This is a genomic window from Salicola sp. AFF1 (assembly GCF_056783195.1).
On record NZ_JBXAYL010000001.1, the window covers coordinates 152,544 to 178,153 of the forward strand.

General features: G+C 61.5%; 17 protein-coding genes. 14 read left to right on the forward strand and 3 right to left on the reverse strand.

All coding sequences use genetic code 11. The annotated features are described in order from the left end of the window. Window positions 1-88 precede the first annotated feature (88 nt). Window positions 89-2,572, reverse strand: coding sequence for a penicillin-binding protein 1A (locus tag AC1RQI_RS00770; protein ID WP_481903261.1), 2,484 nt, complete (start codon window positions 2,570-2,572; stop codon window positions 89-91). A gap of 151 nt (window positions 2,573-2,723) precedes the next feature. Between AC1RQI_RS00770 and AC1RQI_RS00775 the strand changes: the two genes are divergently transcribed. The 13 genes from AC1RQI_RS00775 (at window position 2,724) to AC1RQI_RS00835 (ending at window position 21,227) form a co-directional block, all read left to right on the forward strand. After that, window positions 2,724-3,788, forward strand: coding sequence for a pilus assembly protein PilM (locus AC1RQI_RS00775; RefSeq protein ID WP_416633660.1), 1,065 nt, complete (start codon window positions 2,724-2,726; stop codon window positions 3,786-3,788). Beyond that, complete coding sequence (locus tag AC1RQI_RS00780) at window positions 3,788-4,363, forward strand: PilN domain-containing protein (RefSeq protein WP_416633661.1); 576 nt, start codon at window positions 3,788-3,790, stop codon at window positions 4,361-4,363. The genes AC1RQI_RS00775 and AC1RQI_RS00780 overlap by 1 nt, the downstream gene beginning before the upstream one ends. After that, window positions 4,360-4,974 carry a type IV pilus inner membrane component PilO gene (locus AC1RQI_RS00785; protein WP_481903262.1) on the forward strand — a complete coding sequence of 205 codons (615 nt, stop codon included), beginning with the start codon at window positions 4,360-4,362 and terminating at the stop codon, window positions 4,972-4,974. Before AC1RQI_RS00780 ends, AC1RQI_RS00785 begins: the two co-directional genes overlap by 4 nt. Next, window positions 4,971-5,525: a pilus assembly protein PilP gene (locus tag AC1RQI_RS00790; RefSeq protein ID WP_481903263.1), complete on the forward strand. Its 555-nt coding sequence runs from the start codon at window positions 4,971-4,973 to the stop codon at window positions 5,523-5,525. The genes AC1RQI_RS00785 and AC1RQI_RS00790 overlap by 4 nt, the downstream gene beginning before the upstream one ends. A gap of 59 nt (window positions 5,526-5,584) precedes the next feature. After that, a complete protein-coding gene (locus tag AC1RQI_RS00795; RefSeq protein ID WP_481903264.1) occupies window positions 5,585-7,672 on the forward strand; it encodes a type IV pilus secretin PilQ in 2,088 nt (695 codons plus the stop codon). Window positions 7,673-7,758: 86 nt separating this feature from the next. Further along, window positions 7,759-8,334 carry a shikimate kinase AroK gene (gene aroK, locus AC1RQI_RS00800; RefSeq protein WP_481903265.1) on the forward strand — a complete coding sequence of 192 codons (576 nt, stop codon included), beginning with the start codon at window positions 7,759-7,761 and terminating at the stop codon, window positions 8,332-8,334. Beyond that, window positions 8,303-9,400 carry a 3-dehydroquinate synthase gene (aroB, locus tag AC1RQI_RS00805; protein ID WP_481903266.1) on the forward strand — a complete coding sequence of 366 codons (1,098 nt, stop codon included), beginning with the start codon at window positions 8,303-8,305 and terminating at the stop codon, window positions 9,398-9,400. Before aroK ends, aroB begins: the two co-directional genes overlap by 32 nt. Before the next feature lie 3 nt (window positions 9,401-9,403). Beyond that, window positions 9,404-10,912 (forward strand): AAA family ATPase, encoded by a 1,509-nt coding sequence (locus tag AC1RQI_RS00810; RefSeq protein WP_481903267.1) that lies wholly within the window; start codon window positions 9,404-9,406, stop codon window positions 10,910-10,912. 172 nt (window positions 10,913-11,084) lie between these two features. Then, window positions 11,085-15,536, forward strand: coding sequence for a glutamate synthase large subunit (gene gltB / locus AC1RQI_RS00815; protein WP_481903268.1), 4,452 nt, complete (start codon window positions 11,085-11,087; stop codon window positions 15,534-15,536). Between the two features lie 47 nt (window positions 15,537-15,583). Next, a complete protein-coding gene (locus AC1RQI_RS00820) occupies window positions 15,584-17,002 on the forward strand; it encodes an FAD-dependent oxidoreductase (RefSeq protein ID WP_481903269.1) in 1,419 nt (472 codons plus the stop codon). Further along, entirely contained in the window at window positions 17,002-18,057 is a 1,056-nt protein-coding gene (hemE, locus tag AC1RQI_RS00825; protein ID WP_481903270.1) for a uroporphyrinogen decarboxylase, read from the forward strand. Before AC1RQI_RS00820 ends, hemE begins: the two co-directional genes overlap by 1 nt. A gap of 17 nt (window positions 18,058-18,074) precedes the next feature. Further along, window positions 18,075-19,469 (forward strand): DNA repair protein RadA, encoded by a 1,395-nt coding sequence (gene radA, locus AC1RQI_RS00830; RefSeq protein ID WP_481903271.1) that lies wholly within the window; start codon window positions 18,075-18,077, stop codon window positions 19,467-19,469. 33 nt (window positions 19,470-19,502) lie between these two features. Next, window positions 19,503-21,227 carry a BamA/TamA family outer membrane protein gene (locus AC1RQI_RS00835; protein WP_481903272.1) on the forward strand — a complete coding sequence of 575 codons (1,725 nt, stop codon included), beginning with the start codon at window positions 19,503-19,505 and terminating at the stop codon, window positions 21,225-21,227. Window positions 21,228-21,276: 49 nt separating this feature from the next. Here AC1RQI_RS00835 and AC1RQI_RS00840 read toward each other — a convergent pair whose 3' ends face one another. Continuing rightward, the gene (locus tag AC1RQI_RS00840; protein WP_481903273.1) at window positions 21,277-22,266 is read right to left on the reverse strand and encodes an alpha/beta fold hydrolase; all 990 of its coding nucleotides are present in this window, start codon (window positions 22,264-22,266) and stop codon (window positions 21,277-21,279) included. 128 nt (window positions 22,267-22,394) lie between these two features. On the opposite strand from AC1RQI_RS00840, the gene AC1RQI_RS00845 reads away from it, so the two are divergent. After that, window positions 22,395-23,633 carry a saccharopine dehydrogenase family protein gene (locus AC1RQI_RS00845; RefSeq protein ID WP_481903274.1) on the forward strand — a complete coding sequence of 413 codons (1,239 nt, stop codon included), beginning with the start codon at window positions 22,395-22,397 and terminating at the stop codon, window positions 23,631-23,633. Window positions 23,634-23,651: 18 nt separating this feature from the next. Here the strand turns inward: AC1RQI_RS00845 and AC1RQI_RS00850 are convergent, their stop codons facing one another. Further along, window positions 23,652-25,550, reverse strand: coding sequence for a hypothetical protein (locus AC1RQI_RS00850; protein ID WP_481903275.1), 1,899 nt, complete (start codon window positions 25,548-25,550; stop codon window positions 23,652-23,654). Window positions 25,551-25,610 lie beyond the last annotated feature (60 nt).

Genomic DNA, 25,610 nt, shown 5'->3' on the forward strand with positions numbered 1-25,610 from the left:
TCGTCCCCAAAACTCAGGGTAGAGTAATGAAAAAGCCCCGGTCAGGTGATGGCCGGGGCTTTTTTGTGGGCGTTGCTTGGCCGGGTGACTAGAACAGCTGCTGCGGTGGTGTGCTCTCTTCGCCGTCGCCGTTAGCATGTTCTTTGCGGTTCCCGGGGTCATCGGAAGAGGCTGGTTCTGGCGCGTAGCGCGCGCGGAAAATCTCGAACCGCGCATTCTCGTTGTCCGCGCTGACGGTTTCCCCGGTTTCGGGGTTGATGAGGCGCGAGACAATACCGGCGGGGCGTTCCATTCGTTTCTCGGGCATCCCCTTGAGGGCCACTTCCATGTAGTCTTTCCAGACGGGCAGTGCCGTGGCGCTTCCGAATTCCCCGCGCCCCAGGGGTTGTGGCTGATCAAACCCAACCCAGGCGCCGGTGGCAAGGTTGGCGTTGAAGCCCATGAACCAGGTGTCGCGCTGATCATTGGTGGTGCCGGTTTTGCCCGCCAGGTCGTTGCGTCCGAGCGAGCGTGCGGCCCGACCGGTTCCTCTCTGGATTACATCGCGCATCATTGACTGCAGAATGTAGATAGCCTCTTTGTTGGCAACCCGCTCCATGATGTGTACGGGTTGCATTGCGTCTGTTCCCTGGCCATCTTCGGCGAGATCCGGCAGGGCAGCATCCAGTGCCTTCTGATCCTCGCTGCAGTCGTCACACCGGTGGATTTCCGGTGCTTTGCGTAGGGTTTTGCCATTGGGGCCGACCACCCGTTCAATCAGCCAGGGCGTTACCTCGAAACCTCCATTGGCGATCATGGCATAGGCGCGTGTCATTTCCATGGGCGTCATGGTGCCACTGCCCAGCGCCAGGGAGAGGTTGCTCGGGAGTCGGCTGGTATCCAGTCCCAGGTTCTCTATGTAGTCCAGAGTGCGCCGAATGCCGGTCTGGCGCAGCAGCCGAATCGCAACCAGGTTGCGGCTCTGGTAGAGCGCGCGACGCAGGGTGGTGGGCCCGCGGAACTGGCCGCCCGCATTCTGTGGACGCCAGGAGGTCTCCAGGTCTTCGTCCTCAAAGACAATGGGGGCGTCGTTAATGGTGGTGGCGGCGGTGGCGCCGTGCTCCAGCGCGGCCAGAAAGATCAGGGGCTTGAAGGCTGAGCCGGGCTGGCGGTGCGCCTGTGTGGCGCGGTTGTAGGAGCTCATGCTGAAGCTGTAACCCCCGCTGAGGGCTTTGATATGGCCATCGTCGGGGGAGAGGGATACAATCGCGCCCTGTATTTCCGGGACCTGCATCAGCTCCGCTGTCAGCGTGTCCTGCTTGCGCTCCTGGCCAAGGACGTCCTGGACGGGAATCCGTACATAGACCACGTCCCCGACGGTGACGACATCCCCGGGAGACTCAGGAGTCGGGCCTGTGCGGTTGGCATTGATGTGGCGTTTGGCCCAGCGCATGTGGCGCATGGGAATGGTGACGTTGTCGTGGCGGGCCGTAACAGCGGTGGCGGCGTTGTCGCTCACCCTTACGATGGCGGCGGGAAGCAGGTCGTTTACCTTTGGAAGCTCCTCGAGGCGCTTGGTGAGCGTGTCAGGGTCGTTGAGGACCTCTGGTGTCCACTGGTCCACCGGGCCCCGGTAGCCATGGCGCTGGTCGTATTCCTCCAGGCCCTGACGGAGGGCCTCAGTCGCGGCCTTCTGCTCGGTGCTGTGCACGCTGGTATGGATTTCAAAGCCTTCGCTGTAAATGCGCTCGCCGAATTGACGCAGAGCTTTCCGGCGCGCCATTTCAGCGACATAGGGGGCGTTCAGGGCGAGTTCCGGGCCATGGTAGCGGGCGCTGATCCCTTTGCTGCTGGCCTTTCTGCGTTGATGGTCACTGATGTAGCCGAGCGAGGCCATGCGTGAGAGTATCCAATCCCGCCTTGTCAGGGCCCGCTGCGGATCGGCAAGTGGGTTGGCAGTGGAGGGGGCCTTGGGCAGGCCGGCAAGCATGGCCATCTGGGCGAGATCAAGCTCCGTTACAGGTTTGCCGTAATAGACCTGTGCGGCCGCTTCGATGCCGTAGGCCCGGTTACCAAGATAGATCTTGTTAAGGTAGAGTTCCATGATCGCGTTTTTGGACAGTTCACGTTCAATCTGAAGAGCGAGCAGGATCTCGTTAAATTTGCGTAGAAATGTTTGTTTTCGTGACAAAAAGAAATTTTTTGCAACCTGCATGGTAATGGTGCTGCCGCCGGACTGGATCGAGCCGGTGATGGCAAGCTCCCAGGTGGCACGGATCAGCCCTCTGACGTCCACCCCGTAGTGGTCATGGAAGCGACTGTCTTCGGCAGCAAGGAACGCTTGGATCTGATGGCGAGGGATTGTCTCCAGATCCCGTGGCGTTCTTCGCATTTCGCCGAATTCCGCTATCAGTTTGCTGTCGCGTGTATACACTTTGAGGGGCGTCTGCAGGTTAACGTCCCGCAGCTGGTCCACCGAGGGTAGTCCGGGTTGCAGGTACAGGTAGAATGCGGCCAACACCATGGCGCCACCAGCGCCACCGGCAAGAAGGAGTCTGCTGAGGATGCGGATGTAACGGAGTGTACGGGACATTTTCTCTGACAATCTTGGACTATGCGTCTATCATTTCATAAATTACTTCAGGAGGCACCGGAAGCCGTAAGGGATCTGCAAGGATATCCGGAATGCGGAATCCCTGAAACCGGCAACCGTTGCGATCCATTCAGAATACTGGGGTGAGCACGTGTTCGGACTGCTAGGAAAGAAAGCGAACAGCATGCTCGGGGTTGATATCAGTTCAAGCTCCGTCAAGCTGCTGGAACTGTCAAAACAGGGAGACCGGTACCGGGTCGAAAGTTACGCGGTGGAGCCCTTGCCGCCGAATTCGGTGGTTGAGAAAAGCATCAACGATGTGGAGGCTGTGGGCGACGTGGTTCGCAAGGTGGTCCAGAGGGCCCGCACGAACCTCAAGAGTGCGGCCGTGGCCGTTTCGGGGTCAGCGGTGATCACCAAGACCATCCAGATGCCGGCAGGACTCAACGATTTCGAGATGGAGGACGAGATCGCGAACGAAGCGGACCAATACATTCCGTATCCGCTGGATGAGGTGGCAATTGATTTCGAGGTTCAGGGGCCGTCCGAGGTCAATCCGGATCAGGTCGACGTATTGCTGGCCGCCTGCCGGAAGGAGAACGTGGATGTGCGTGAGGAGGCGCTGCAGATTGGCGGCCTGAGCACCAGGGTGGTGGATGTTGAGGCCTATGCGCTGGAGCGGGCGTTCAGCATGCTGGAGCCCCAGCTTGAACGCGACGCTGAAGAGCAGGTGGTGGCGCTGGTGGACATTGGTGCCACCATGATGACGCTGAGCGTGCTGGTGGATGGTGAGACCATTTACACGCGTGAACAGCTCTTTGGCGGGAAGCAACTGACCGAGGAGATCCAGCGCCGCTACGGGCTCAGCCAGGAGGAAGCCGGTCTGGCCAAGAAGCAGGGTGGCCTGCCGGATGACTACGAGAGTGAGGTGCTTGAGCCCTTCAAGGAGGCGGTGGTCCAGCAGGTGGCACGGGCGCTGCAGTTCTTCTTTGGCTCGAGCCAGTACAATACGGTTGACTATGTGCTTCTGGCGGGGGGCACGGCCTCCATAGCCGGGTTGCCCGAGCAGGTGGAAGACAAGACCGGCACCGCGACGCTGGTGGCTAACCCCTTTGCCGACATGGCGGTGGGGTCCAAGGTGAACGTTTCGGGGTTGAGCAATGACGCTCCCTCCTTGATGATCGCCTGCGGCTTGGCGATGAGGAGTTTCGACTGATGGCCCGCATTAACCTTAGACCCTGGCGGGAAGAGCTCAGGGCGGAGAAACAGCGCCAGTTCCTGGTGATGCTTGCAGGCGCGCTGATTGTTGGCGCTGGCCTGGTATTCCTTTGGCAGAGTCATGTGCAGGGCCTGATTGACCATCAGGAGTCCCGCAACAGGTACATTGAGAATGCCATGAAGGACCTTGAGGAGAAGATCGCCGAGATTGAGGACCTCAAGGAACGCCGTGAGGAGCTGTTGTCACGCATGCAGGTGATTCAGGATCTGCAGGGGCAGCGCCCCGTCATCGTGCGAGCCTTTGACCAGATGGTTCAGACCCTTCCTGACGGGTTGTTCTACACTGAGCTGGAGAAGGACGGGGAGCAGGTGTCCATCGTCGGGATGGCCGAATCCAACAGCCGGATCTCAAGCCTGATGCGCAACTTTGAGCGCTCGGACTGGTTTGCCGAGCCCAACCTGACCAATGTCTCCGCCGCGGATGAGAAGCGGTCCGGCTACAGCCGGTTCAATCTGAGCGTTCAGCAGGTGGTCCCGGATGACAACGAAGCGGAATCGGAGCAGGAAGAGTGAACTGGCAGGAAACAATAGACAACATCAAGAACTTTGATGTCAGCGAGCTGGACGTTAACAACATTGGCATCTGGCCGATGCCGGTCAAGGTGGTGGTCCTGCTTCTGGTGTTTGGCCTGGTGCTGGGAGGTGGCTACTGGTACTTCGTGAAGGATCTGTATGCCGAAGTGGAGCGTGCAGCTGATCGGGAACAGGAGCTGCGCCAGGAGTACGAGCGCAAGGCCTACCGTGTAGCCAACCTGGATCGTTACCGCCAGCAGATGGTGGAGATGGAGGAGACCTTCGGGGCCCTGGTGCGTCAGCTCCCCAGCGATACCGAAGTACCGGGGCTGCTGGAGGACATCACGAATACCGCACTCAGCAGCGGCCTGGACCTGCAGGAGTTCGCCCTTCAGGACGAGGTTGAGAAGGACTTCTATGTGGAGTTGCCGATCAACATCCGGGTAAGGGGCAACTACCACGAGATGGCGGGATTCGTGAGCAGTGTGGCTGGCCTGCCACGGATCGTGACGCTGCATGATTTCTCGATCAGTCGCTCGGATAACAACGATGAGCTGCGTATGGAGATGGTAGCCAAGACCTACCGGTACCGGGCAGGAGGCGAACAATGAAGGTAACGGCAGTCGCCCGATATCTGGTGCTGATGGGGCTGAGCCTGTTGCTCATGGCCTGCTCCCAGAGTGAGGGCTATGAGGACCTCGATAGGTTCATGAAAAAGAAACGCAATGAGCCTCAAGGGAAGATCGAGCCTCTGCCGGAGTTCAAGGCATACGAGGCGTTCGTTTACTCGGCTTCCGATCGCCGTTCACCGTTTGAGCCACCGGCCGAAGTAGTGCTGGAGGGGGAGGACGAGGATGAAGGTGAACCGGAGTCGGAGATCAAGCCCGACGAGAACCGGCCGACCGAGCCCCTGGAGCGCTTTGAAATCGGCAATCTGACGATGGTTGGTTCGCTGCAGCGCTCGGACGAGGGGCGGCTCTACGCCCTGGTACGGGATGCCGAGGGAAGCATTCACCGCGTCACTGTCGGTGACTACATGGGGCAGAATCATGGACGCGTGCAGCAGGTGACCGAAACCGGCATCCGGCTGCGTGAAATTGTGGGCGATGGCAGTGGCGGTTGGGTTAAGCGACCCCGGACACTGTCGCTGCAACAAAAGTGAGCCGGGGTTCAGTCATGCAGATCACAAAACGGAATCAGAAAAACCGCCTGAGGCACACAATGCTGAAACAAATGGAAAAACTGCTGGTGATTGGTACGCTGGCCCTCGTCGCGACGGGTGTTGGCGCCCAGACGCTGAAGAATGTTGACTTTTCATCGTTGTCGGGTGACCGGACCCAGGTAGTCCTTGGTTTTGATGGCGAGCCGCCCGAGACGTCTGGCTACACCATTCAGGACCCGGCACGGATTACGCTGGACCTGATGAATGTCACCAACAATCTTGAGCAGCGGTCCTACGATCTGGGTGATGGTAATGCCCAGAGCATGAGAGTGGTTGAGGGCGGTGAGCGTACCCGCCTGGTCTTCAATCTCACGCGCTTGGTGCCTCATGAGGTTCAGCGCGAGGGTAATCGGATGGTTGTGACCGTGGGCGATAAGAAGAGTCGTTCCACGCAGGCGTCTGATGCCGGTGCCAGTGGCGCTCAGGAGCCCTCGGAGGGTAGCACCCCGGCAGTGGCTGGCGCGCCGGTGGCACCGGCCTCTGATGCCTCGCTGGAAGGCGTGGATTTCAACCGCACCTCGGAAGGCAAGGGTGAAGTGGTTCTGGATCTTTCCAGTTCTCGGGTATCCGTGGACATGGATAAACAGGGCGGCAAGATCCGCATGGACCTTGGCCAGGTGGCGCTTCCGGAGCGTCTGCGCCGTCGCCTTGATGTGACCGATTTCGGGACGCCGGTGGAGCGGGTGGATACGTTTACCCAGGATGGACGCACACTGGTGGAGGTGACTGCTTCCGGTACCTATGATTACGCCGCTTATCAGGCGGATGACCAGTTCACGCTCAGTGTCCAGAAGCTGACGAAAGAGGAAGCCAAGGAGCGCCAGGAGGAGCGCTTTCCTTATGATGGGGAGAAACTGTCGCTGAACTTTCAGGACATTGAGGTCCGCTCTGTGCTGCAGCTGATTGCGGATTTCACTGGTCTGAATCTGGTGGCGTCGGATACGGTCACCGGATCCATCACCCTGCGGCTTGAAAACGTCCCCTGGGATCAGGCACTGGACATCATCCTCCAGACCAAGGGGCTGGACAAACGCAAGATGGGCAATGTGCTGCTGGTAGCGCCGGCCCAGGAAATAGCGGAGTATGAGCGTCAGGAGCTGGAGACCGAGCGTCAGATGGAAAAGCTCCGGCCGGTCCAGCTGGAGACCATCCAGGTCAACTACGCCAAGGCCGGGGACATCGTTTCTCTGCTGCGCGAGGATGATGAACTGATCTCGGAGCGAGGCTTCATTTCATCGGATGACCGGACGAATACCATCAGTGTCCGTGAAACAGCGGCCAAGCTGGAAGAGATCCGGAACCTGGTTGATCTCTGGGACCGACCGGTACGCCAGGTCCTTATCGAGGCGCGCATCGTGCGGGCGAATACGGATGTGTCCAGTGAACTTGGCGTTGCCTGGGGCGTCAGTGGCGATGGTGAAGCCGGCGATGGCGAGTACGCTGTGGGCGCCAGCCGCGGCAGCCTTGGCTCAAGTACGGGCAGTGTCAGTGACTTCCCCTCCGACATGAACATTGATTTTGGCATCACCAGCGGTAATGCCAGCTCCGCGGCTATTGGCTTCACCCGGGATGGATTCCTTCTGGATCTGGAGCTGAGCGCTCTGGAGTCCGACGGCGAAGCGGAAATTGTCTCCCAGCCGAAAGTGGTCACGGCGGATCGCCAGGAAGCGAGTATCAAGTCGGGTGAAGAAATCCCCTATCAGACGTCAGCAGGAGCGTCTGGTGCCACGGATGTGGAATTCAAAGAGGCTGTCCTGTCCCTGAGCGTTACGCCCCAGATCACGCCGGATGACAACATCATCATGGACCTGGAGGTGAACAAGGACTCCCGTGGGGAGGTTACGCAGGGGATTCCGAGTATCGACACCAACTCGATACAGACCCAGGTCCTGGTGGGCGATGGTGATACCGTGGTTCTGGGGGGAATCTATGAATCCACCATGGCCACCAACATCCTGAAAACGCCCTTCCTGGGTGATATCCCCTACCTTGGCGCGCTGTTCCGTCAGGAACAGACGACCGATTCGCGCAGTGAATTGCTGATCTTCGTGACCCCCAAGATCATGGAGAGCAATGTGCTTGACTGATTGGCGCAGTGCCTGGGGACCATGGAAAAGCCACCTGCGGGTGGCTTTTCTTTTGTGATAATCTCATTCCATGAACTGGAGAGCGGGTGCTCGGACCTTCTGCTATGGCGCTGCCGGAAAGAATCATCCTCGTTGGGCCCATGGGGGCGGGCAAGAGTACCGTGGGGCGTCAATTGGCCCGCTCACTTGGTTACCGTTTCTACGATAGTGACCGGGAGCTGGAAGAGCGGACCGGCGCGGATATCCCCTGGATTTTCGATGTGGAAGGCGAGGCCGGCTTCCGGGATCGGGAGAGCCGGCTGATTGATGAGCTGCTTGGTGAGTCTGGTATTGTGCTTGCCACAGGTGGAGGCGCCGTACTCAGGCCGGAAAATCGACGCCGGATGACGGATGGTTTCGTGGTCTACCTGCGGGTGACCCCGGACCTGCAGTATGAGCGTACGCGTATGGACCGGAACCGGCCCCTGTTACAGAACCCGGACCCGCGGGGGGTTCTGGAGCGGTTATTTGAAGAGCGGGACCCGCTCTATCAGGCCATTGCGGACCTGACCGTGGAAGGCAGCCAGCGCGGCCCCCGACACCTGGTACGCCATATCTCGCGGGTTCTTGATGAATCGGAAGGACAGGTGCATGCAACCGAAACAGGATCATCTGAACGTTGAGCTGGGGGAGCGCAGCTACCCCATCGTGATTGAGGAAGGCAGCCTCGGAACCATGGATCTCAGTCCCTGGGCTGCGGGCGAGAGGGTGTTGATTGTCTCCAACGAGACCGTGGCGCCGCTCTATCTGGAGCAGGCCCGTGCCAGTTTCCCGGGCTGCCAGGTGGATAACGTGATCCTTCCGGATGGCGAGCGTTACAAGTCCTGGGAAACGCTCAACCGTATCTTTGATGTGTTGATCGAGAAACAGCACACGCGCCGCACTACGCTGGTAGCGCTGGGTGGCGGCGTGATTGGTGATATGACCGGATTTGCCGCGGCCACCTGGCAGCGTGGTGTCGCTTTCATCCAGATTCCGACCACGCTTCTGGCCCAGGTGGATGCCTCAGTGGGTGGCAAGACCGGCATCAATCATCCCCAGGGTAAAAATATGATCGGTGCTTTCCACCAGCCACGCCTTGTGGTGGCGGATCCACTGACGCTGAGTTCGCTGCCGCCGACGGAAATGGCCGCGGGTATGGCGGAGGTGATCAAGTACGGGCTTATCCGGGATGCGGACTTCCTTTCCTGGCTGGAAGAGCACATGGATCACCTGATGGCGATGCAGCCCGGGCCCCTGAAGGAGGCCATCCGCCGTTCCTGTGAGTGCAAGGCGGTGATCGTTGCAGACGATGAGCGTGAATCCGGCGAGCGGGCCCTGCTGAACCTGGGGCATACCTTTGGTCACGCCATTGAAACCCACACGGGCTACAGTGAATGGCTGCATGGGGAAGCGGTGGCTGCGGGGATGATGATGGCTACCGATCTGTCCGAACGCCTGGGGTACTTGAACTATAATGACTCTGTGCGTGTCCGCCAGCTTCTGATCCGTGCGCGGTTGCCCGTGAATCCGCCCGAGGGAATGTCGCCGGTGCATTTCAGGGCCCTGATGCAGGTGGATAAGAAAAACGTCAGTGGTCGCGTCCGGTTGGTGCTGATGCGGGCCTTGGGGGACGCTTTCGTCACCGAGGATTTTGACCCCGAGGCTTTTGAGGCCACCCTCAACCATTTCTGCCATCCACTGGATTGAACCATGAGTGAGCAGGCGGGGCAGGGCGCGGCTGATCCCTTCGCCGAGAGCCCGGGCTTCTTCTTTACCGGGGCCCAGCGCCAGCATCAACTGGATACCCTGGGACACCTGGTCGCTTTTGGGGACATGGTCCTCCTGGTTACGGGCGAAACTGGAGCTGGCAAGAGCCGGCTTCTGGCCGAGCTGGCCCGTAACGCTGCCCACCGCCTTGCCGTTCATCGTCTGCGCGCGGAAAGCCTTTCGGAGGCCTCGGCAGTACCCGGTATCCTCTCCCGTCTCAGCGGGCAGGCGCTTGTGGGGATGGCACCCGACCAAGCCGCCCGGGCCTTTTTCCAGTGGAGTGCCAGCCAGGCTGAGAGGGACCGGCGCTGGGTGCTGGTGGTGGATGATGCGGATGCCCTGGGCGATGAGGCCCTAGAGGCTCTGGTGGATGGTTTTGCGGCCAGCGATACAGGCCAGGCCGCAGTGCTCGTTCTGGCGGGGACGCCAGAGCTGGCTCGCCGCAGGCCTCTGACTGATCCCGCCCGCAGTGCCATTGTGCATGAGGCTGCGCTGCCCCCGCTGCAGGAAGAGGATGTTCGTCATTTCATCCATGCCAGTTTTGACCATGTGGGCGAGGACGCGACACCAATGCTCACCGACAGTGCTATTCGTCGTATCCAACAGCAGAGTGGTGGCAATCTGCGCGCCATAAGACAGGTGGCACCAGGGATTCTTGCCGGTAGTCCGGCACAGGCCCGGCCTCACCATGATTCCGGAGCGCAACGAGCGTCAGCGGCGGGAGCGAGGCGCTTGCCCTGGCGATTGTGGGCGGGTCTGGCGCTTCTGGCTCTGGGGATCAGCGTCATTACAGTGTCCTTGCAGTATGGAGGCGAAGGGAACGGTTCCGGCGGCGGGGATGATGCGGAGGTGATCACAGAGCCGTCCTCTGAGGCGGCGCTTGACGAGGTCGAAAAGGTACGGGAAGTCATCACGGAAACAGAACAGGCGGAAGAAGGGCCGGGGGTCAAGGCGGGTCGCATAGAGCGTGCCAGGGCGGAGCCGCTTCTGGATGTCTCGCCCCTGCCAGTCCCGGTCAGTGACGCGCCTTTGCCAGAAGAGTCAGGCTCGGGGCCTGAATCTGAGCCCGAGCCTGAGCCTGAGGTCGATACAGATTCCAGTGAGGCTGGAGCCGGGGCTGAAACCGGAGATGCGGGAGAGCAAGAGGTCAAGGGATTCCGTCCTCGCAGGCCTGGGCGCTTCCGTAAGGCAAGCTGGTATCGGGAACAGGCTGAGGGCGCCTATACACTTCAGCTTCTGGGTAGTTTCAACGAATCCACTGCCCTAGAATTCATGGATGAATACGAGGTGGAGGATGCGGTCTATACCCGGACGCGCCACAAAGGCAAGCCTTGGTTCATCGTGGTCCAAGGGACCTATCCGAGCCGGGATGCCGCCCGTGCGGCGATTGAGTCGTTACCGGAGCCGGTAAAGGCACTCAACCCCTGGCCGCGGGATTACGACGACCTTTAGGCTGAAACGCTATAAAAACCTGCCTTGCTAGTTGTTCCGAGACTCAATTATTTGAGCGGATTTTTGCGCGCGTGTAGACTAGGTAGCCCTTTTACCAAACACGAAGGCTGAAAAATGCCGGAGGGTATTGTTTAAGTCTTTGTATTAGAAGAATCTCCAAAGAGAGACTGCTATGATGACAGGTTTGTACCAGCCCGGTGAATACAGGGACAACTGTGGTTTTGGCCTGATTGCCCACAAGCAGGGTGAAGCCAGCCATAAGCTCCTGAACACGGCCATAGATGCGCTGACCTGCATGACCCACCGTGGTGGCATTGCCGCCGACGGCAAGACAGGCGACGGTTGCGGCCTTCTTCTGAACCGTCCGGATGCCTTTCTCCGCAAGGTGGCCAAGCAGGACCTGGGTGCTGACCTGGGCGCGGACTATGGTGTGGGCCAGATCTTTCTCAGCCATGACCCGGAGCGTGCTGCCCGGGCCCGCTCCGTTCTGGAATCGCGCCTGGCGGGCGAGGGACTGACGGTTGTCGGTTGGCGTACGGTGCCGACCAACACTGAATGTCTGGGCCAGATGGCACTGGATGCGCTGCCGGCGATCGAGCAGGTGTTTGTAACACCCGGCTCGGTGGACGCGGAGCGGCTGGGGGTGGCTCTGTTCGTTGGGCGCCGTCGCGCCGAGATTGACCTGGAGGACGATCCGGACTTCTACGTCTGCAGTCTCTCCAACCGGACGCTGTCCTATAAGGGCCTGATGATGCCCGTGGACCTGCCGATGTTCTATCCGGACCTGAGCGATCCGGACATGGCAACCGCCGTGTGCGTTTTCCACCAGCGGTTCTCCACCAACACCGCGCCCAGGTGGCCCCTGGCCCAGCCCTTCCGCCTTTTGGCGCACAATGGTGAGATCAACACCATTGAAGGCAACCGGAACTGGGCGGTGGCCCGGGGATCCAAGTTCAGCAGCCCGAACCTGCCGGATCTGGAGGAGCTGCAGCCACTGGTCAACCGCACCGGCTCGGACTCTTCCGCCATGGATAACATGCTGGAGTTGCTGCTGGCCGGAGGGATGGACATTTTCCGGGCCCTGCGCATGATGGTGCCGCCGGCCTGGCAGAATGTGGATAGCATGGATGCCGGCCTGCGTGCCTTCTATGAATACAACTCCATGCACATGGAGCCCTGGGACGGGCCGGCCGGCATGGTCATGGCGGATGGGCGCTACGCCGTATGCATGCTGGACCGCAACGGGCTCCGCCCCTCTCGCTGGGTTGAAACCGATGATGGCCTGATAACGGTCGCTTCTGAAATCGGGGTCTGGGAGTATGATCCGGCGTCCGTGGTGGCCAAGGGCCGTATCGGCCCCGGCCAGCTTCTGGCCATCGACACCGAAGCCGGCGAGGTGCTCGGGACCGAGGACGTTAACGAACGCCTGAAAAACGCACGCCCCTACAAGCAGTGGCTGCGCGAAAACGCACTGCGGATCGAGTCCACCCTCCTCCATGAAAGCAGCCAGACGTTCGGGCTGATGGAAGAGGATGAGCTCAAGACCTACCAGAAGATGTTCATGATCTCGTTTGAAGAACGTGATCAGGTGCTGCGGCCGCTGGGGGAAAGTGGCCAGGAAGCGGTGGGTTCCATGGGCGATGACACGCCCATGGCGGTTCTGTCCAGCCGGGTGCGCCATGTGGCGGACTACTTCCGGCAACAGTTCGCGCAGGTCACCAACCCGGCGATTGATCCCCTGCGTGAATCCGTTGTCATGTCTCTCGAGACCTGCATCGGGGCCGAACGCAATGTGTTCGAGGAAACCCCCGAGCATGCCAACCGGATCATCCTGTCCACGCCGGTGCTGTCCCCCGCCAAGTTCGCGCGTCTTGAGGAAAATAACCGGCCTGGGTTTGAGGTCCATCGCATCCGCCTGATCTATCGGCCCGAACTGGGCCTGAAAAAGGCGCTGGAAGCGGTGCGGGAGGAAGCCGCTGAAGCGGTACGCAATGGCAAGGTGCTCCTGGTCCTCAGCGATAAGGGCCTTCAAAAGGGCGAACTGCCGATCAACGCCATGATGGCGACCGGTGCGGTTCACCACCATCTGGTGGCCAGGGGGCTGCGCAGTGACGCCAACCTGATTGTCCAGACCGGCTGGGCAAGGGACCCTCATCACTTCGCCGTGCTGTTTGGCTTCGGTGCGACGGCGGTGTATCCGTATCTGGCCTATCAGGTCCTCAATGACCTGGTCAGCAGTGGCGAGCTGATGATGGATCCCATTGATGCCAAGAACAATTACCGGCGTGGCATCAACAAGGGGCTGATGAAGATCCTCTCCAAGATGGGGATCTCGACCATTGTCTCCTATCGGGGCGCCCAGCTTTTCGAGGCTGTCGGCCTTTCAGACGAGGTGGTCAACCTGTGCTTCACCGGTGTGACCAGCCGCATCCAGGGTGCCACCTTCTACGACTTCCAGCAGGATCAGGAGGTGCTGGCGGATCTCGCCTGGAAATCGCGCAAGCCGATTCCGCCGGGCGGCTTCCTGAAGTACATGCACGGCCAGGAGTACCACGCCTATAACCCGGATGTGATCCGTACCATCCAGGAAGCCGTGACCTCGGGCGACTATGGGCGTTACCAGGAATACGCCGGGCTGGTCAATCACCGGCCGGTGGCCACGCTGCGAGACCTGATGGTGTTCCGCAAGGACACCACGCCTGTGCCGCTGGAGGAAGTGGAGCCGGCGGAGAACCTTTACACCCGTTTTGATACCGCCGCCATGTCCCTGGGTGCGCTCTCACCCGAGGCGCACGAGGCACTGGCGGTGGCGATGAACCGCCTTGGCGGGCGCTCCAACTCCGGTGAGGGGGGTGAGGACCCGGCCCGTTATGGCACCGAGAAGCGTTCCAAGATCAAGCAGGTGGCGTCCGGGCGCTTCGGCGTCACCGCCGAATACCTGCGCGAGGCGGACGTGATGCAGATCAAGGTGGCTCAGGGCGCCAAGCCGGGCGAGGGAGGCCAGCTGCCTGGTGGCAAGGTCAATGAGCTGATCGCGCGCCTGCGGTTCTCGGTGCCTGGGGTTACCCTGATCTCGCCGCCCCCGCACCATGACATCTACTCCATTGAGGACCTGGCACAGCTCATTTTTGATCTCAAGCAGGTCAATCCGAAAGCGCTGGTGTCGGTCAAGCTGGTATCCGAACCCGGCGTGGGAACGGTGGCTGCTGGTGTTGCCAAGGCCTATGCGGACCTGATCACGATCGCCGGTTACGATGGGGGCACAGCCGCCAGTCCGCTGACGTCCATCCATTACGCCGGCTCGCCCTGGGAGCTGGGTCTGAGCGAGGCCCAGCAGGCGCTACGCGCCAACGACCTGCGCGACAAGGTCCGGCTGCAGACCGATGGCGGGCTCAAGACTGGCCTGGACGTCGTCAAGGGAGCCATCCTCGGTGCCGAAAGCTTCGGCTTTGGTACGCTGCCGATGGTGGCCGTGGGCTGCAAGTACCTGCGGATCTGTCACCTCAACAATTGCGCCACTGGTGTGGCCACGCAGGACGAGCGCCTGCGTTCCGAGCACTTCCAGGGCACCGTTGAAATGGTCATGAACCTGTTCCGGTTCATTGCTCAGGAGACTCGTGAGTGGATGGCAATGCTGGGCGTGCGCACTTTTGAGGAACTGGTGGGGCGCACCGACCTGCTGGAGCTGCTGCCCGGAGAGACACCGCGCCAGCGAAACCTCAACCTGACGCGGATGCTGGACAACAGCCATATCCCGGCGGATAAGCCCCAGCACTGCATGGTTGAGAAGAACACCCCGTTCGATCCGGGCGAGATGGCGGAGCGGATGGTTGCCGACATGCTTCCCGCCATCAAAGAGAAGCGGGGTGGTACCTTTGAGTACCGCATCAGCAACTGCGACCGTTCCATCGCTGCCCGTGTGGCGGGCGAAATCGCGACCGTTCATGGCAGCCAGGGGATGGTGGACGCGCCCATCACCGTGAACCTGACCGGCTCGGCCGGCCAGAGCTTCGGCGTCTGGAATCCGGGGGGTCTACACCTGAACCTGGAAGGCGATGCTAACGATTACGTGGGCAAGGGCATGACCGGTGGCAGTATCCGCCTCAGGGCGCCGGCATCCAGCCGGTTCAAGACCCAGAAAACGGCCATCATTGGTAATACCTGTCTCTACGGGGCAACGGGCGGCAAGCTGTTCGCCGCCGGGATGGCTGGTGAGCGCTTCGGGGTGCGCAATTCCGGGACCCACGCGGTCGTTGAGGGTGCCGGGGACCATTGCTGTGAGTATATGACCGGCGGCCTGGTCACCGTGCTGGGGGATACCGGGCAGAACTTCGGTGCCGGTATGACGGGCGGTTTTGCCTATGTACTTGATGAGAGCCGCAACTTCGTGGACAAGTACAACCACGAGCTGGTGGAGATTCACCGCATCTCCAGCGAGCACATGGAGCCGTACCGGAATCACCTGCGCAGCGTTATCCGCGAACATGTCGAGGCCACGGGAAGCGCCTGGGGCCAGCATATCCTCGAACACCTGGATGAGTACATCGGTGCCTTCTGGCTGGTTAAGCCCAAGGCGGCCAGCCTCAAGGGCCTGCTTGAAAGCACTCGCGCCCGCCCGGAGTAAGCGCGGCGGGCATCCGGTTTTGAGGAATTCTGAGTTGAGGACGATTCATGGCTGAACGACTGAACAACAAGTTCCAGTTCATCGAGGTAGGGCGCTGCGATCCGGAAAAGGTCGCTGTGAATACCCGGCGGCAGGAATTCGGTGAGATCTACAAGCCCTTCCGTGAACAGGAGGCGGCGTCACAGTCCCATCGTTGCCTGCATTGCGGTAACCCTTACTGTGAATGGAAGTGTCCGGTCCATAACTACATTCCGAACTGGCTGCAGCTGGTCTCTGAGGGCAACATCCTCAAAGCGGCGGAGCTGTGCCATGAGACCAATTCGCTGCCCGAGGTCTGTGGCCGGGTATGCCCGCAGGACCGGCTCTGCGAGGGGGCATGTACCCTCAATGACGGTTTTGGCGCCGTAACCATCGGTTCTGTGGAGAAATACATCACGGACACCGCCTTTGCCCTGGGCTGGCGCCCGGACCTGTCGAAGGTCGAGTGGACCGACTATAAGGTAGCAGTGATCGGTGCCGGTCCCGCTGGGCTGTCCTGCGCCGACGTACTCGCACGCAACGGCGTCAAGCCGGTTGTCTATGACCGTTACCCTGAAATCGGCGGACTGCTGACCTTTGGCATTCCCGAATTCAAGCTGGAAAAGCACGTGATGCGCACCCGTCGGGAAGTCTTCGAGGGGATGGGCATTGAGTTCCGCCTGGGCGTGGATGTGGGCACGGATGTGGCCATCGAGGCGCTTCTTGAGCAATACCATGCTGTGTTCATGGGCATGGGCACCTATACTTACATGAAAGGGGGCTTCCCTGGCGAGGAACTGCCGGGGGTCTATGAGGCGCTTCCTTACCTGGTCTCCAACGTCAACCGCCGGCTTGGCTTTGACAGCGAGGACAACCGCTTCATTAACCTGAAGGGCCAGCGCGTGGTTGTGCTGGGAGGTGGTGACACCGCCATGGATTGCAACCGCACGGCGATCCGCCAGCAGGCGGCGAGCGTAACCTGTGCGTACCGGCGGGATGAGGCCAACATGCCGGGCTCGCGCAAGGAGGTTTACAACGCCAAGGAAGAAGGTGTGCGCTTCATGTTCAATCGCCAGCCCATTGCTATTATTGGCGAGGAGCGGGTGGAAGGTGTGAAGGTGGTTCAGACCCAGCTTGGTGACCCGGACGAAAACGGGCGCCGGCGTCCGGAAGCGGTACCGGGCAGCGAAGAGGTGATCCCGGCGGACGCCGTGCTGGTGGCCTTCGGCTTCCGGCCCAGTCCCTCGGACTGGTTTGAAGAGCACGCTGTTGAAACCGATGACGGTGGCCGGGTGCAGGCTCCGGAAACGAGCCAGTACCCTTACCAGACGTCAAACCCTAAAATCTTTGCCGGCGGCGACATGGTTCGCGGCTCGGACCTGGTCGTCACGGCCGTGGCCGAGGGGCGTAAAGCCGCCGACGGCATCATGGACTATCTGGACATTTGATGACCCCACTTCAAAACGACAGGCTGTTACGCGCCATCGCCGGCGAGCCTGTGGATGCCACCCCGGTCTGGATGATGCGCCAGGCCGGGCGCTATCTGCCCGAATACCGTCGCGTACGCGAACAGGCGGGCAGTTTTCTTGCCCTGTGCCAGGACGACAGCCTGGCCTGTGAAGTAACCCTCCAGCCGCTTGAGCGTTTCGACCTGGATGCCGCCATTCTGTTCTCGGACATCCTCACCATCCCGGAGGCCATGGACCTGGGGCTGCACTTTGTCACGGGCGAGGGACCGCGTTTCCGTAAAACCGTGACCACGGCCGAGGATGTGGCCGCTCTGCCTGAGCTGGATGCGGAGCGGGATCTGGGCTATGTCATGAAGGCGGTTGCCACCATCCGCCGGGAGCTCAATGGCCGGGTGCCACTGATCGGTTTTGCGGGTAGTCCCTGGACGCTGGCCACCTATATGGTGGAAGGTGGCTCCAGCAAGGACTTCCGGGGTATCAAGCGCTTGATGATGGAGTCCCCGGAAGTGCTTCATGCCCTGCTGGACAAGCTGGCCACAGCGGTGACCGACTACCTGAATGCCCAGATCCGGGCGGGGGCCCAGGTGGTCCAGATCTTTGATACCTGGGGCGGAGCGCTGAGTCCGCACGCTTACAAGGCGTTCTCGCTGGATTACATGCAGCGCATCGTTGATGGGTTGATCCGGGAGAACGATGGCCGTCGGATTCCGGTGATCGTGTTCACCAAGAACGGCGGCCAGTGGCTGGAAACCATGGCCGGTTGCGGCGCTGATTGCCTGGGGCTGGACTGGACCACCAACCTGGGCGAGGCCCGCCACCGTGTGGGCGACAGGGTGGCGCTGCAGGGCAATCTGGACCCTTCCACACTGTATGCGCCGGATCACGTGATCCGCAGCGAAGTGGAACGGATCCTGAGTGAGTACGGCACCGGGTCCGGCCATGTTTTCAACCTCGGGCACGGGGTGCATCTTGATGTGGATCCGGATAAGGCAAAGGTCATGATCGACGCCGTCCATGAGTTCAGCGCCCGCTGAGCGCTGGGAAGGCGTCAATGAGTAAGCGGAGCAAGGCACGCACGGCCTACGTCTGTGGCGACTGCGGATCGGAGTACAGCAAGTGGCAGGGCCAGTGCGGCGCCTGTGGCGCCTGGAATACGCTCACGGAGGTACGCGTTGGCGGCGACACCGCTGGCGAGGCCCGGGAGAGCCGGTTTGCCGGCTACACCGGGCAGCGTGCGGCCATCCAGTCCCTGGATGACATTGACCTCACCGAGGAACCCCGCATTCCCACTGGTATTGCCGAGTTCGACCGGGTTCTCGGCGGCGGGCTTGTAGCTGGATCCGCCGTACTGCTTGGCGGTCATCCCGGCGCCGGCAAGAGCACGCTATTGCTGCAGGTGCTGTGTGAGCTGGCCCGCTCCCAGTCCGTACTCTATGTGACCGGCGAGGAATCCCTGCAACAGGTGGCGCTGCGAGCCAAACGCCTGGAGCTGTCCGCGCGGGGTGTGCGCATGCTCTCCGAGACCGGCGTGGAACGGATGCTGGAAGTTGCCAGCGACGAGAAGCCAGCCATCATGGTGGTGGACAGTATCCAGGTTATGCATGTGGCGGACGTGGAATCCGCCCCGGGGTCCGTCTCCCAGGTGCGCGAGAGTGCCGCAACGCTGACCCGCTTTGCCAAGCAGAGTGGGGTGGTGCTGTTCCTGGTGGGCCATGTGACCAAGGATGGCGCTCTGGCTGGCCCCAAGGTTCTGGAGCACATGATCGATGCCTCCCTGATGCTGGAGGGCGACAGCGACAGCCGTTACCGCACGCTGCGCGGCATCAAGAACCGGTTTGGTGCCGTGAATGAGCTGGGCGTGTTCGCGATGCTGGAGCAGGGCCTGCGTGAGGTGCGCAATCCCAGCGCCATTTTCCTGAACCGTGGCACGGAGGCGGCGCCCGGCAGTGTGGTCATGGTGGTCTGGGAAGGAACACGGCCGCTGCTGGTTGAGATCCAGGCGCTGGTGGACGACAGCCAGGGCGGTTACCCTCGCCGGGTTGCGGTGGGGCTGGACCAGAACCGGCTGGCCATGCTGCTGGCGGTTCTGCACCGCCATGGCGGGCTTCACTGCGGCGATCAGGATGTGTTTGTGAACGTGGTGGGAGGTGTGAAGGTCGCGGAAACCACCGCGGACCTGGCCTTACTGTCCGCCATTATCTCCTCCTTCCGTGACCGGTCCCTGCCCAGGGATCTGGTCATCTTTGGTGAAGTGGGGCTCTCCGGTGAGATCCGCCCCGTTCCCAGCGGCCAGGAGCGCATCATGGAGGCGGCCAAGCACGGCTTCGGCAAGGCCCTGGTGCCCTCGGCCAATGTGCCCAAGCGTCCGCCCGAGGGCATGCAGGTAACAGGCGTGAACCGGTTGGCTGACGTTCTCGACGCTCTGGACGGTTTCTTTTCCCACTGACGCAGCCGCCCGCAAGCGCTATAGTTCCGGGGTATGGTTGATCGCAATGAGGCCGGCACCGCCCCCGCGGCACTTCTGGCGGCTCTGGGAAGTGTTCTTTTCAGCGCTGGCGTCCTGGCTCAGACCGGGTCCGGGGGCTGTGTGGCAAGCGAGGTCCAGCCTGGATCCATAGACCTCGACAAGCCCCGCGATCAGCTGGCTCGCCAGACTGACCTGGTGATTCCGGAAGGGGCCCGTATTGGCCGTATCCGCATCCAGCGGCGCCCCATTTTCGATACCAGCGATCCGGAACAGGATAACCTCCTTTACCGCACGCTGAACGCCCTGAATACGCCGACTTGGCCCTCCGCACTGCGGGCGCAGCTGGTCTTTGAACAGGGTGATCCCTATGCCCCGGGCATGCTCGCCGAATCCGAGCGCATCCTGCGCCAGCGGGATTACCTGACTGCCGCCTGGGTTGGCGTAACGCGGGTCTGTGGCCAGGAGGTGGAGGTCAGCGTGCTGGCCCGGGACACCTGGACGCTGCTGCCGAGTTTCGGGGTTTCCCGCTCCGGGGGCGAGAACACCACCAATGCCGGCATTTCCGACCCGAACTTTCTGGGATCCGGCAAACAGCTCAGCATCTCCCAGACCAGTGATCCGGACCGGACCGAAACCAGCCTGGATTTTGATGATCCCAATGTGTTTGGTTCCCACTGGCGGACCGGCTTTTCCTACGATGAGCGCAGCGATGGTCGTGGCCGCAGCGCCTATCTGGAACGGCCTTTCTACAGTGAACAGGCTGACTGGCGTATTGGTCTGAGGGGAGTGGACGATGTGCGGGAGGAATCCCGCTTTGTGGGAGCCGAGGCCATTGCCGACTATCGGCGCAGCCGGGATTACGCCAGCATTGACTGGGGGTGGCGTCTTGCGGAGCGCCATGACCGCCAGCTGCGGCTTCTGGGTGGGTATCGCTACGAAGCGTTGAGCTTTGAGCGGCTCGCACAAGGGCCGGCCCTGGATAGGCTGCCAGCGAACCGCACCCTGAGCTATCCCTGGATCGGGTTTGACCTCCGCCAGAACCGGTTCCGGGAGATGGTGAATCTCACGCGCCTTCAGCGGGTGGAGGACGTGCGCGATGGGTTCGTGTGGCGCACGGAGCTGGGCTATTCCTCACCCGGGCTGGGGGCCAGCGATGAACGGGTGGTGGTGAACCTGGACTTCCGGGACGCACTGCTGGCGACGAATACGACCTACGCCCGTTACGGCATCAGCCAGAGCGGCACCTATAGGTTGGACGCAAGCCGCTTTGAGAACCTGCGGGGAACGCTCAGCCTGACGTACTTTCATGGCGGAACGGTGCCCTGGAACAGCTGGTACAGCCACCTATCCATGACCGCAGCACACAATCTCACGGCGGATCGCCAGCTTCTGATTGGCGGCAATAGCGGGCTGCGGGGATATCCCAGCGACTACCAGCAGGGCAACCGGCGGGCCCAGTGGACGCTGGAGCGGCGGTATTTCCCGGACTGGCATCCGTTCAAGCTGTTCCGGGTTGGTGGCGTTGTGTTCGCGGAAGCCGGGCGGGCCTGGTTCGATGATGGCCGCCATCCGGGACCGGATGAGGGGGTGCTGAAAGATGTCGGCTTCGGGCTCCGCCTGGCCTCCAGCCGGATCGAGGTACAGCGCATGCTCCACCTGGATGTCGCCTGGCCGCTGGACCGGACCGACCGCATCGACCAGGTCCAGGTCCTGTTGCGGGGGCGGACACGCTTCTGAGATCGAGCGAGACGCAACGATCGGTCTTTGACCCGTAGTTGGTCTGAATTCAGGATCCAGGCTCGGGGTTGGTTGCAGATTGCCCTTCGCTTTCAGTTGGGGTCGCTGTCTCCTGAATCAACGCCCGCATCAACTCGGCGGTTTTCTCCGGCGCCTCGATCATGGGCATATGCGCAATGTCCTCCAGTATTTTCAGGCGGCTGTCTGGAATGGCGTCGGCCACCAGGGGCGCGTTCGCGGCATCGATGATGCGGTCATCGGCGCCCCAGAGGACTAGGGTGGGGGCCTGGATACGGTTCAGGATCCGTCGGAAATCCTGCTCCCGGTCCGCTTCCAAATCGGCGAAGATCGCCTGGTTGATGTGGCGGTGCTTATAGGCTTCCCGGGCCATCACGGCACTGACGGGCCAGGGAATGAATGGGGGCTCGTTCATGGCGAAGGCCATCAGTTCGTCGTAGTCCGAGGGAGCCTCCAGGATCAACGGGTTCTCGCCCTTGGCCAGGCGTTGGTCCAATTCAGCCGGGTGTTCATGGATACCGGCGTTATTCATAAGGGTGAGACTGGCTACCCGTTGGGGATGCTCGGCTGCCGCCACCGCCACAATGGCCCCACCCATGGAGTTGCCGGCGAGATGGGCCCGTTCAATATTGAGGCGGTCCATCAGTCGCACCAGCCGCTGTGCCTGGCGCGGAATGCGGTAGGAAAGGTCGGGGTTCTGAACGCTGTCGCCGTGGCCCGGAAGGTCCGGGGCAACCATGTTGTACTCGCCCTTGAGTGCCTGCCCCAGCTTCAGCCAGTTCTCCTTGTTGGCGCCAAAGCCATGGACCAGTACCAGGGTAGGCCGATCCCCTTTCAGTTCGGGCGTGCGCAGGATCCGCAGTTCCCCGTAGTCGAAAGCCAGGGTCTGGGGTTCCAGGCCGGCCGCGCTGGTTTCATAACCGATAGCGGCATCGTGGAAGGACTGCTGGATCCCGGCACACCCCTCCAGGAGCGCAACGGTCAGTAGCAGGGCCAGTAGCGGGAAACAGCGTTTTGTCATTTGAGACCCTCATCCCAGAGAAAGGGATAGAGTAGCTGCTCTACCCGGTGTCATCCAGTGGCCTGTTGGGCGTATCATCACAACAGTTGCCTTCATAGGCGTTTTACGGAAACCGTCACAGGGAAATCATGATGAACCAGAGCGGATACGACGTTGTTGTCTTCGGCGCGACCAGTTTCGTGGGGCGTATTCTCTCGGAATACCTCTTGCGTACCTTTGGGGTGGGAGAAGACCTGACCTGGGCCATCGCCGGGCGCTCGGAGCACAAGTTGGAAGCGCTGCGCTCCGAGCTGGGCTCCATGGCGGCGGATTTGCCCGTGATTGTCGCGGATGCCTCGGATGAGGCGCAGCTGAAGGCCATGTGTGAAGGCACCCGCGTGGTCATTTCCACCGTCGGCCCGTACGCGCTGTACGGCGAGCCCCTGGTGCGGGTTTGCGCCGAGAACGGCACTGATTACTGCGATCTGACCGGTGAGGTTCAATGGCTCCGCGAGATGATCCAGCAGTATGAGGTGACGGCGCAGGCCTCGGGGGCCCGCATCGTGAACTGCTGTGGCTTTGATTCCATCCCTTCGGACATGGGCGTCTGGTTCATGCAGCAGCAGGCGCAGGCGCGTTTCGGTAAGCCGTTGACCCGCGTCAGCATGCGGGTCAAGGCTGCCAAGGGGGAGCTGTCCGGCGGCACCGTTGCCAGCCTTCTCAATGTGGTCAAGGAAGCGTCGTCCAATCCGGAGTTGCGGCGGGAGCTGGCCAACCCCTATTCCATCTGTCCCGCAAACCACGGATTTACGGCCCGTCAGCATACGGTCAAGAAGGCGGAGTACGATCCGGACTTCCAGGCCTGGACAGCGCCTTTTGTCATGGCGGCCATCAACACGCGCGTGGTCCATCGTTCGAACGCGCTCTCCGGCAAGGCTTATGGGGGAGACTTCCGTTATGACGAGGCAGTGATGATGGGCAAGGGGCTCAAGGGGCGTGTCTCCGGCTGGGGCATGACCGGGGCTATGGCCGGCTTTATGCTGGGGGCATCCATGGCCCCGACACGCTGGCTGCTGGAGCGGTTCGTGGTGCCCAAGCCCGGTCAGGGCCCATCCCGTGAGGCGCGCGAGAAAGGGTTCTTCGATCTGCGCTTCCTGGGTGAAACCGAGGCCGGCGAGACGCTTCGTGGCAAGGTGACCGGGGATCGCGATCCCGGCTATGGTGCCACCTCCAGGATGCTTGGCCAGGCTGGTGTGTGCCTGGCCCGGGATATTGACCGCGAACAGGTTGGAGGCGGCTTCTGGACGCCCGCCACAGCTCTGGATGGCCCGCTTTTCGAGCGTCTGCAGAGCGCTGCCGGCATGACCTTCGAGCTTCTGGAGGGCTAACCCTGACCGGGTGGCTGCTCAGCTGTTCTCCACCTGCCTGAGCAGCTGCCCCAGCAACCCTTCCGCCGCCTCAATGGGGGCCCGCCATTCCTCGTAACTGTGGACCATGGCAGGGGCATGGGGAATGGGGGGCGCGTCGTCCTGTTCGTCATCCCGTGCCGAGTCCGAGATGAACTGGAGACGGTCCGGGTTCGCCCCGTAGTGCTCGACCAGGAAATTCCGGACCTTTGGGGAAAGCGGCATCCGGTAGAGCTTGGTCAGGCGCAGGGCAATGAGTTCGGCCGCGGGGCCCTGATTATCCGAAAGCTCCTTGACCACGGCTGAGCCCAGCCCTGCCTTGGCATCCGCGCTGAAGCCCATTTCCAGTCCCTCCAGGTAGGCGCCACGGCTGCTTTCCAGCGCCCGCTGGACACTGGGGTTATCCAGCTCGATCAGCGGCCGGAGGACCAGAAGCACCCGTATAGCCAGGTGCTTGGCGTGCTGTACGGACAGCGGCGAATGGTGTCGCAGGACGCCCATATTGCCGGGTTCAATCTCGTGGTCGTTCAGATAGCGTACAAACTGGCGGGCGAATTCCAGTTTCTGCTCATCATTGAGCGCTATGATGCTTTCCCGGATGCGCAATCCCTCGCCGGGTTGCGCCAGGCTTTCGTTCTCAAACAGGCGCTCACGCAACAGCGCCCAGCGTTCCAGGGCCCGCACATAGCGTACGTAACGGTCCTGCAGGCGCGCTACGGACTGGCGGGTGAGCTTGGCGTAGCGCAGTGCCATGCGCAGGTTGCGCACGGCGCGGCGGTTGGTCTGCAGTTCGTCCTGTCCGGACCAGCGCAGCCGTCCCACCAGGCGGGTCAGCGCGTTACTGGTCTCCTGGAGCAGGGTATCGGTGTCCGCATCCAGGATACTGGTATCCAGTGGCGTCAGGCGGGTCTCGATCAGGAAGTAGGCAAGCTCGCGCAGGTAGAGCACGGCCGAGGCCTTCACCTGGCGGTAGGCGTTATGCCAGCGTTCCAGCTCGTCCAGTGCGCGGGCGAGCTGCCAGTCGCCCTCGTAGTCGATGGTCAGGCGCGTGATCTCGCGCCCGCTGAGCAGCTCAAAGGCCAGACCCAGCATGTCTTCCACGTCCTCCAGCGTCATCAGGGAGAGGTCTTCCTGGTGGGCGGCGGCATAGATCTGGCTTATGAAGTGGTCGCCACGGGCGAGCCCTTCGTCCTGGTTGGGCGCAATGCCCTGCAGGCGTTCCCGCAGCAGATCGGCGATTTCGCCCGAATAGCCCTGGAGTTGGGTCAGCGCCGCTTCGATGTGTTCCTCATAGCGGAGGTTGAGATCCCGGATGCGGCTGAACATGCCGGCGCGGCGGAAGACCTCGATTTCCTCGGCAATGGTGGCGAGGGTATTGTCGTTGGTCAGGTCGTAAACGGCTACCGAGATGGTGTTGGAGCCCAGGTCGTGCTTGCGCAGCAGGATGGCGGCGGCGTCGCGCTGGCGCTCGGGTTTGGTCAGCGTGCCCAGGTGAAGATCCCTGGCGGTGAAAATAAGATCGGGGATCATGTCGAGCGTGCGCGTGATGTCAGCACGCGCACGGTCCTGCTTGCGGCCCCGGATGGTGCTCGCCATGATGCGGGCGATCACGCCGATGATGGCGGCGATGATCACGTAGATGGCAAAGAACAGGTAGGTCTGGAACTTGACGGGCTCGCCGTAGCCCAGCAGTGATCCGCCCTGCAGAGCCAGGAAGGTAACCGGGCCCGCGGTCCACAGCAGCTGCGCCAGGGTCAGGGCCCATGGCACTTCGCGTGTGTTGGAAACCAGGTCCTCGATGCGGCTGCGCCCGACGTGTTCCAGGTTGATGGCAGCGGTGTCGTCGTCGCTATCCTGACTGTTGCGCTCAAGGCCACGGCGGTTGAGAAGCTGGAACAAGATGGTCGGTCCGGTGGTCGATGCAGGTGCTTTCCGGGTAATTCTAGCACTTACGCGCTG

Coding starts and splice junctions, on each gene's coding strand:
- AC1RQI_RS00840 (WP_481903273.1), bottom strand. CDS start 22,266: ATGACAAAACGCTGTTTCCCGCTACTGGCCCTGCTACTGACCGTTGCG.
- AC1RQI_RS00780 (WP_416633661.1), top strand. CDS start 3,788: ATGGCCCGCATTAACCTTAGACCCTGGCGGGAAGAGCTCAGGGCGGAG.
- AC1RQI_RS00770 (WP_481903261.1), bottom strand. CDS start 2,572: ATGTCCCGTACACTCCGTTACATCCGCATCCTCAGCAGACTCCTTCTT.
- AC1RQI_RS00820 (WP_481903269.1), top strand. CDS start 15,584: ATGGCTGAACGACTGAACAACAAGTTCCAGTTCATCGAGGTAGGGCGC.
- hemE (WP_481903270.1), top strand. CDS start 17,002: ATGACCCCACTTCAAAACGACAGGCTGTTACGCGCCATCGCCGGCGAG.
- AC1RQI_RS00835 (WP_481903272.1), top strand. CDS start 19,503: ATGGTTGATCGCAATGAGGCCGGCACCGCCCCCGCGGCACTTCTGGCG.
- AC1RQI_RS00810 (WP_481903267.1), top strand. CDS start 9,404: ATGAGTGAGCAGGCGGGGCAGGGCGCGGCTGATCCCTTCGCCGAGAGC.
- gltB (WP_481903268.1), top strand. CDS start 11,085: ATGATGACAGGTTTGTACCAGCCCGGTGAATACAGGGACAACTGTGGT.
- AC1RQI_RS00790 (WP_481903263.1), top strand. CDS start 4,971: ATGAAGGTAACGGCAGTCGCCCGATATCTGGTGCTGATGGGGCTGAGC.
- AC1RQI_RS00845 (WP_481903274.1), top strand. CDS start 22,395: ATGATGAACCAGAGCGGATACGACGTTGTTGTCTTCGGCGCGACCAGT.
- radA (WP_481903271.1), top strand. CDS start 18,075: ATGAGTAAGCGGAGCAAGGCACGCACGGCCTACGTCTGTGGCGACTGC.
- aroB (WP_481903266.1), top strand. CDS start 8,303: ATGCAACCGAAACAGGATCATCTGAACGTTGAGCTGGGGGAGCGCAGC.
- AC1RQI_RS00795 (WP_481903264.1), top strand. CDS start 5,585: ATGCTGAAACAAATGGAAAAACTGCTGGTGATTGGTACGCTGGCCCTC.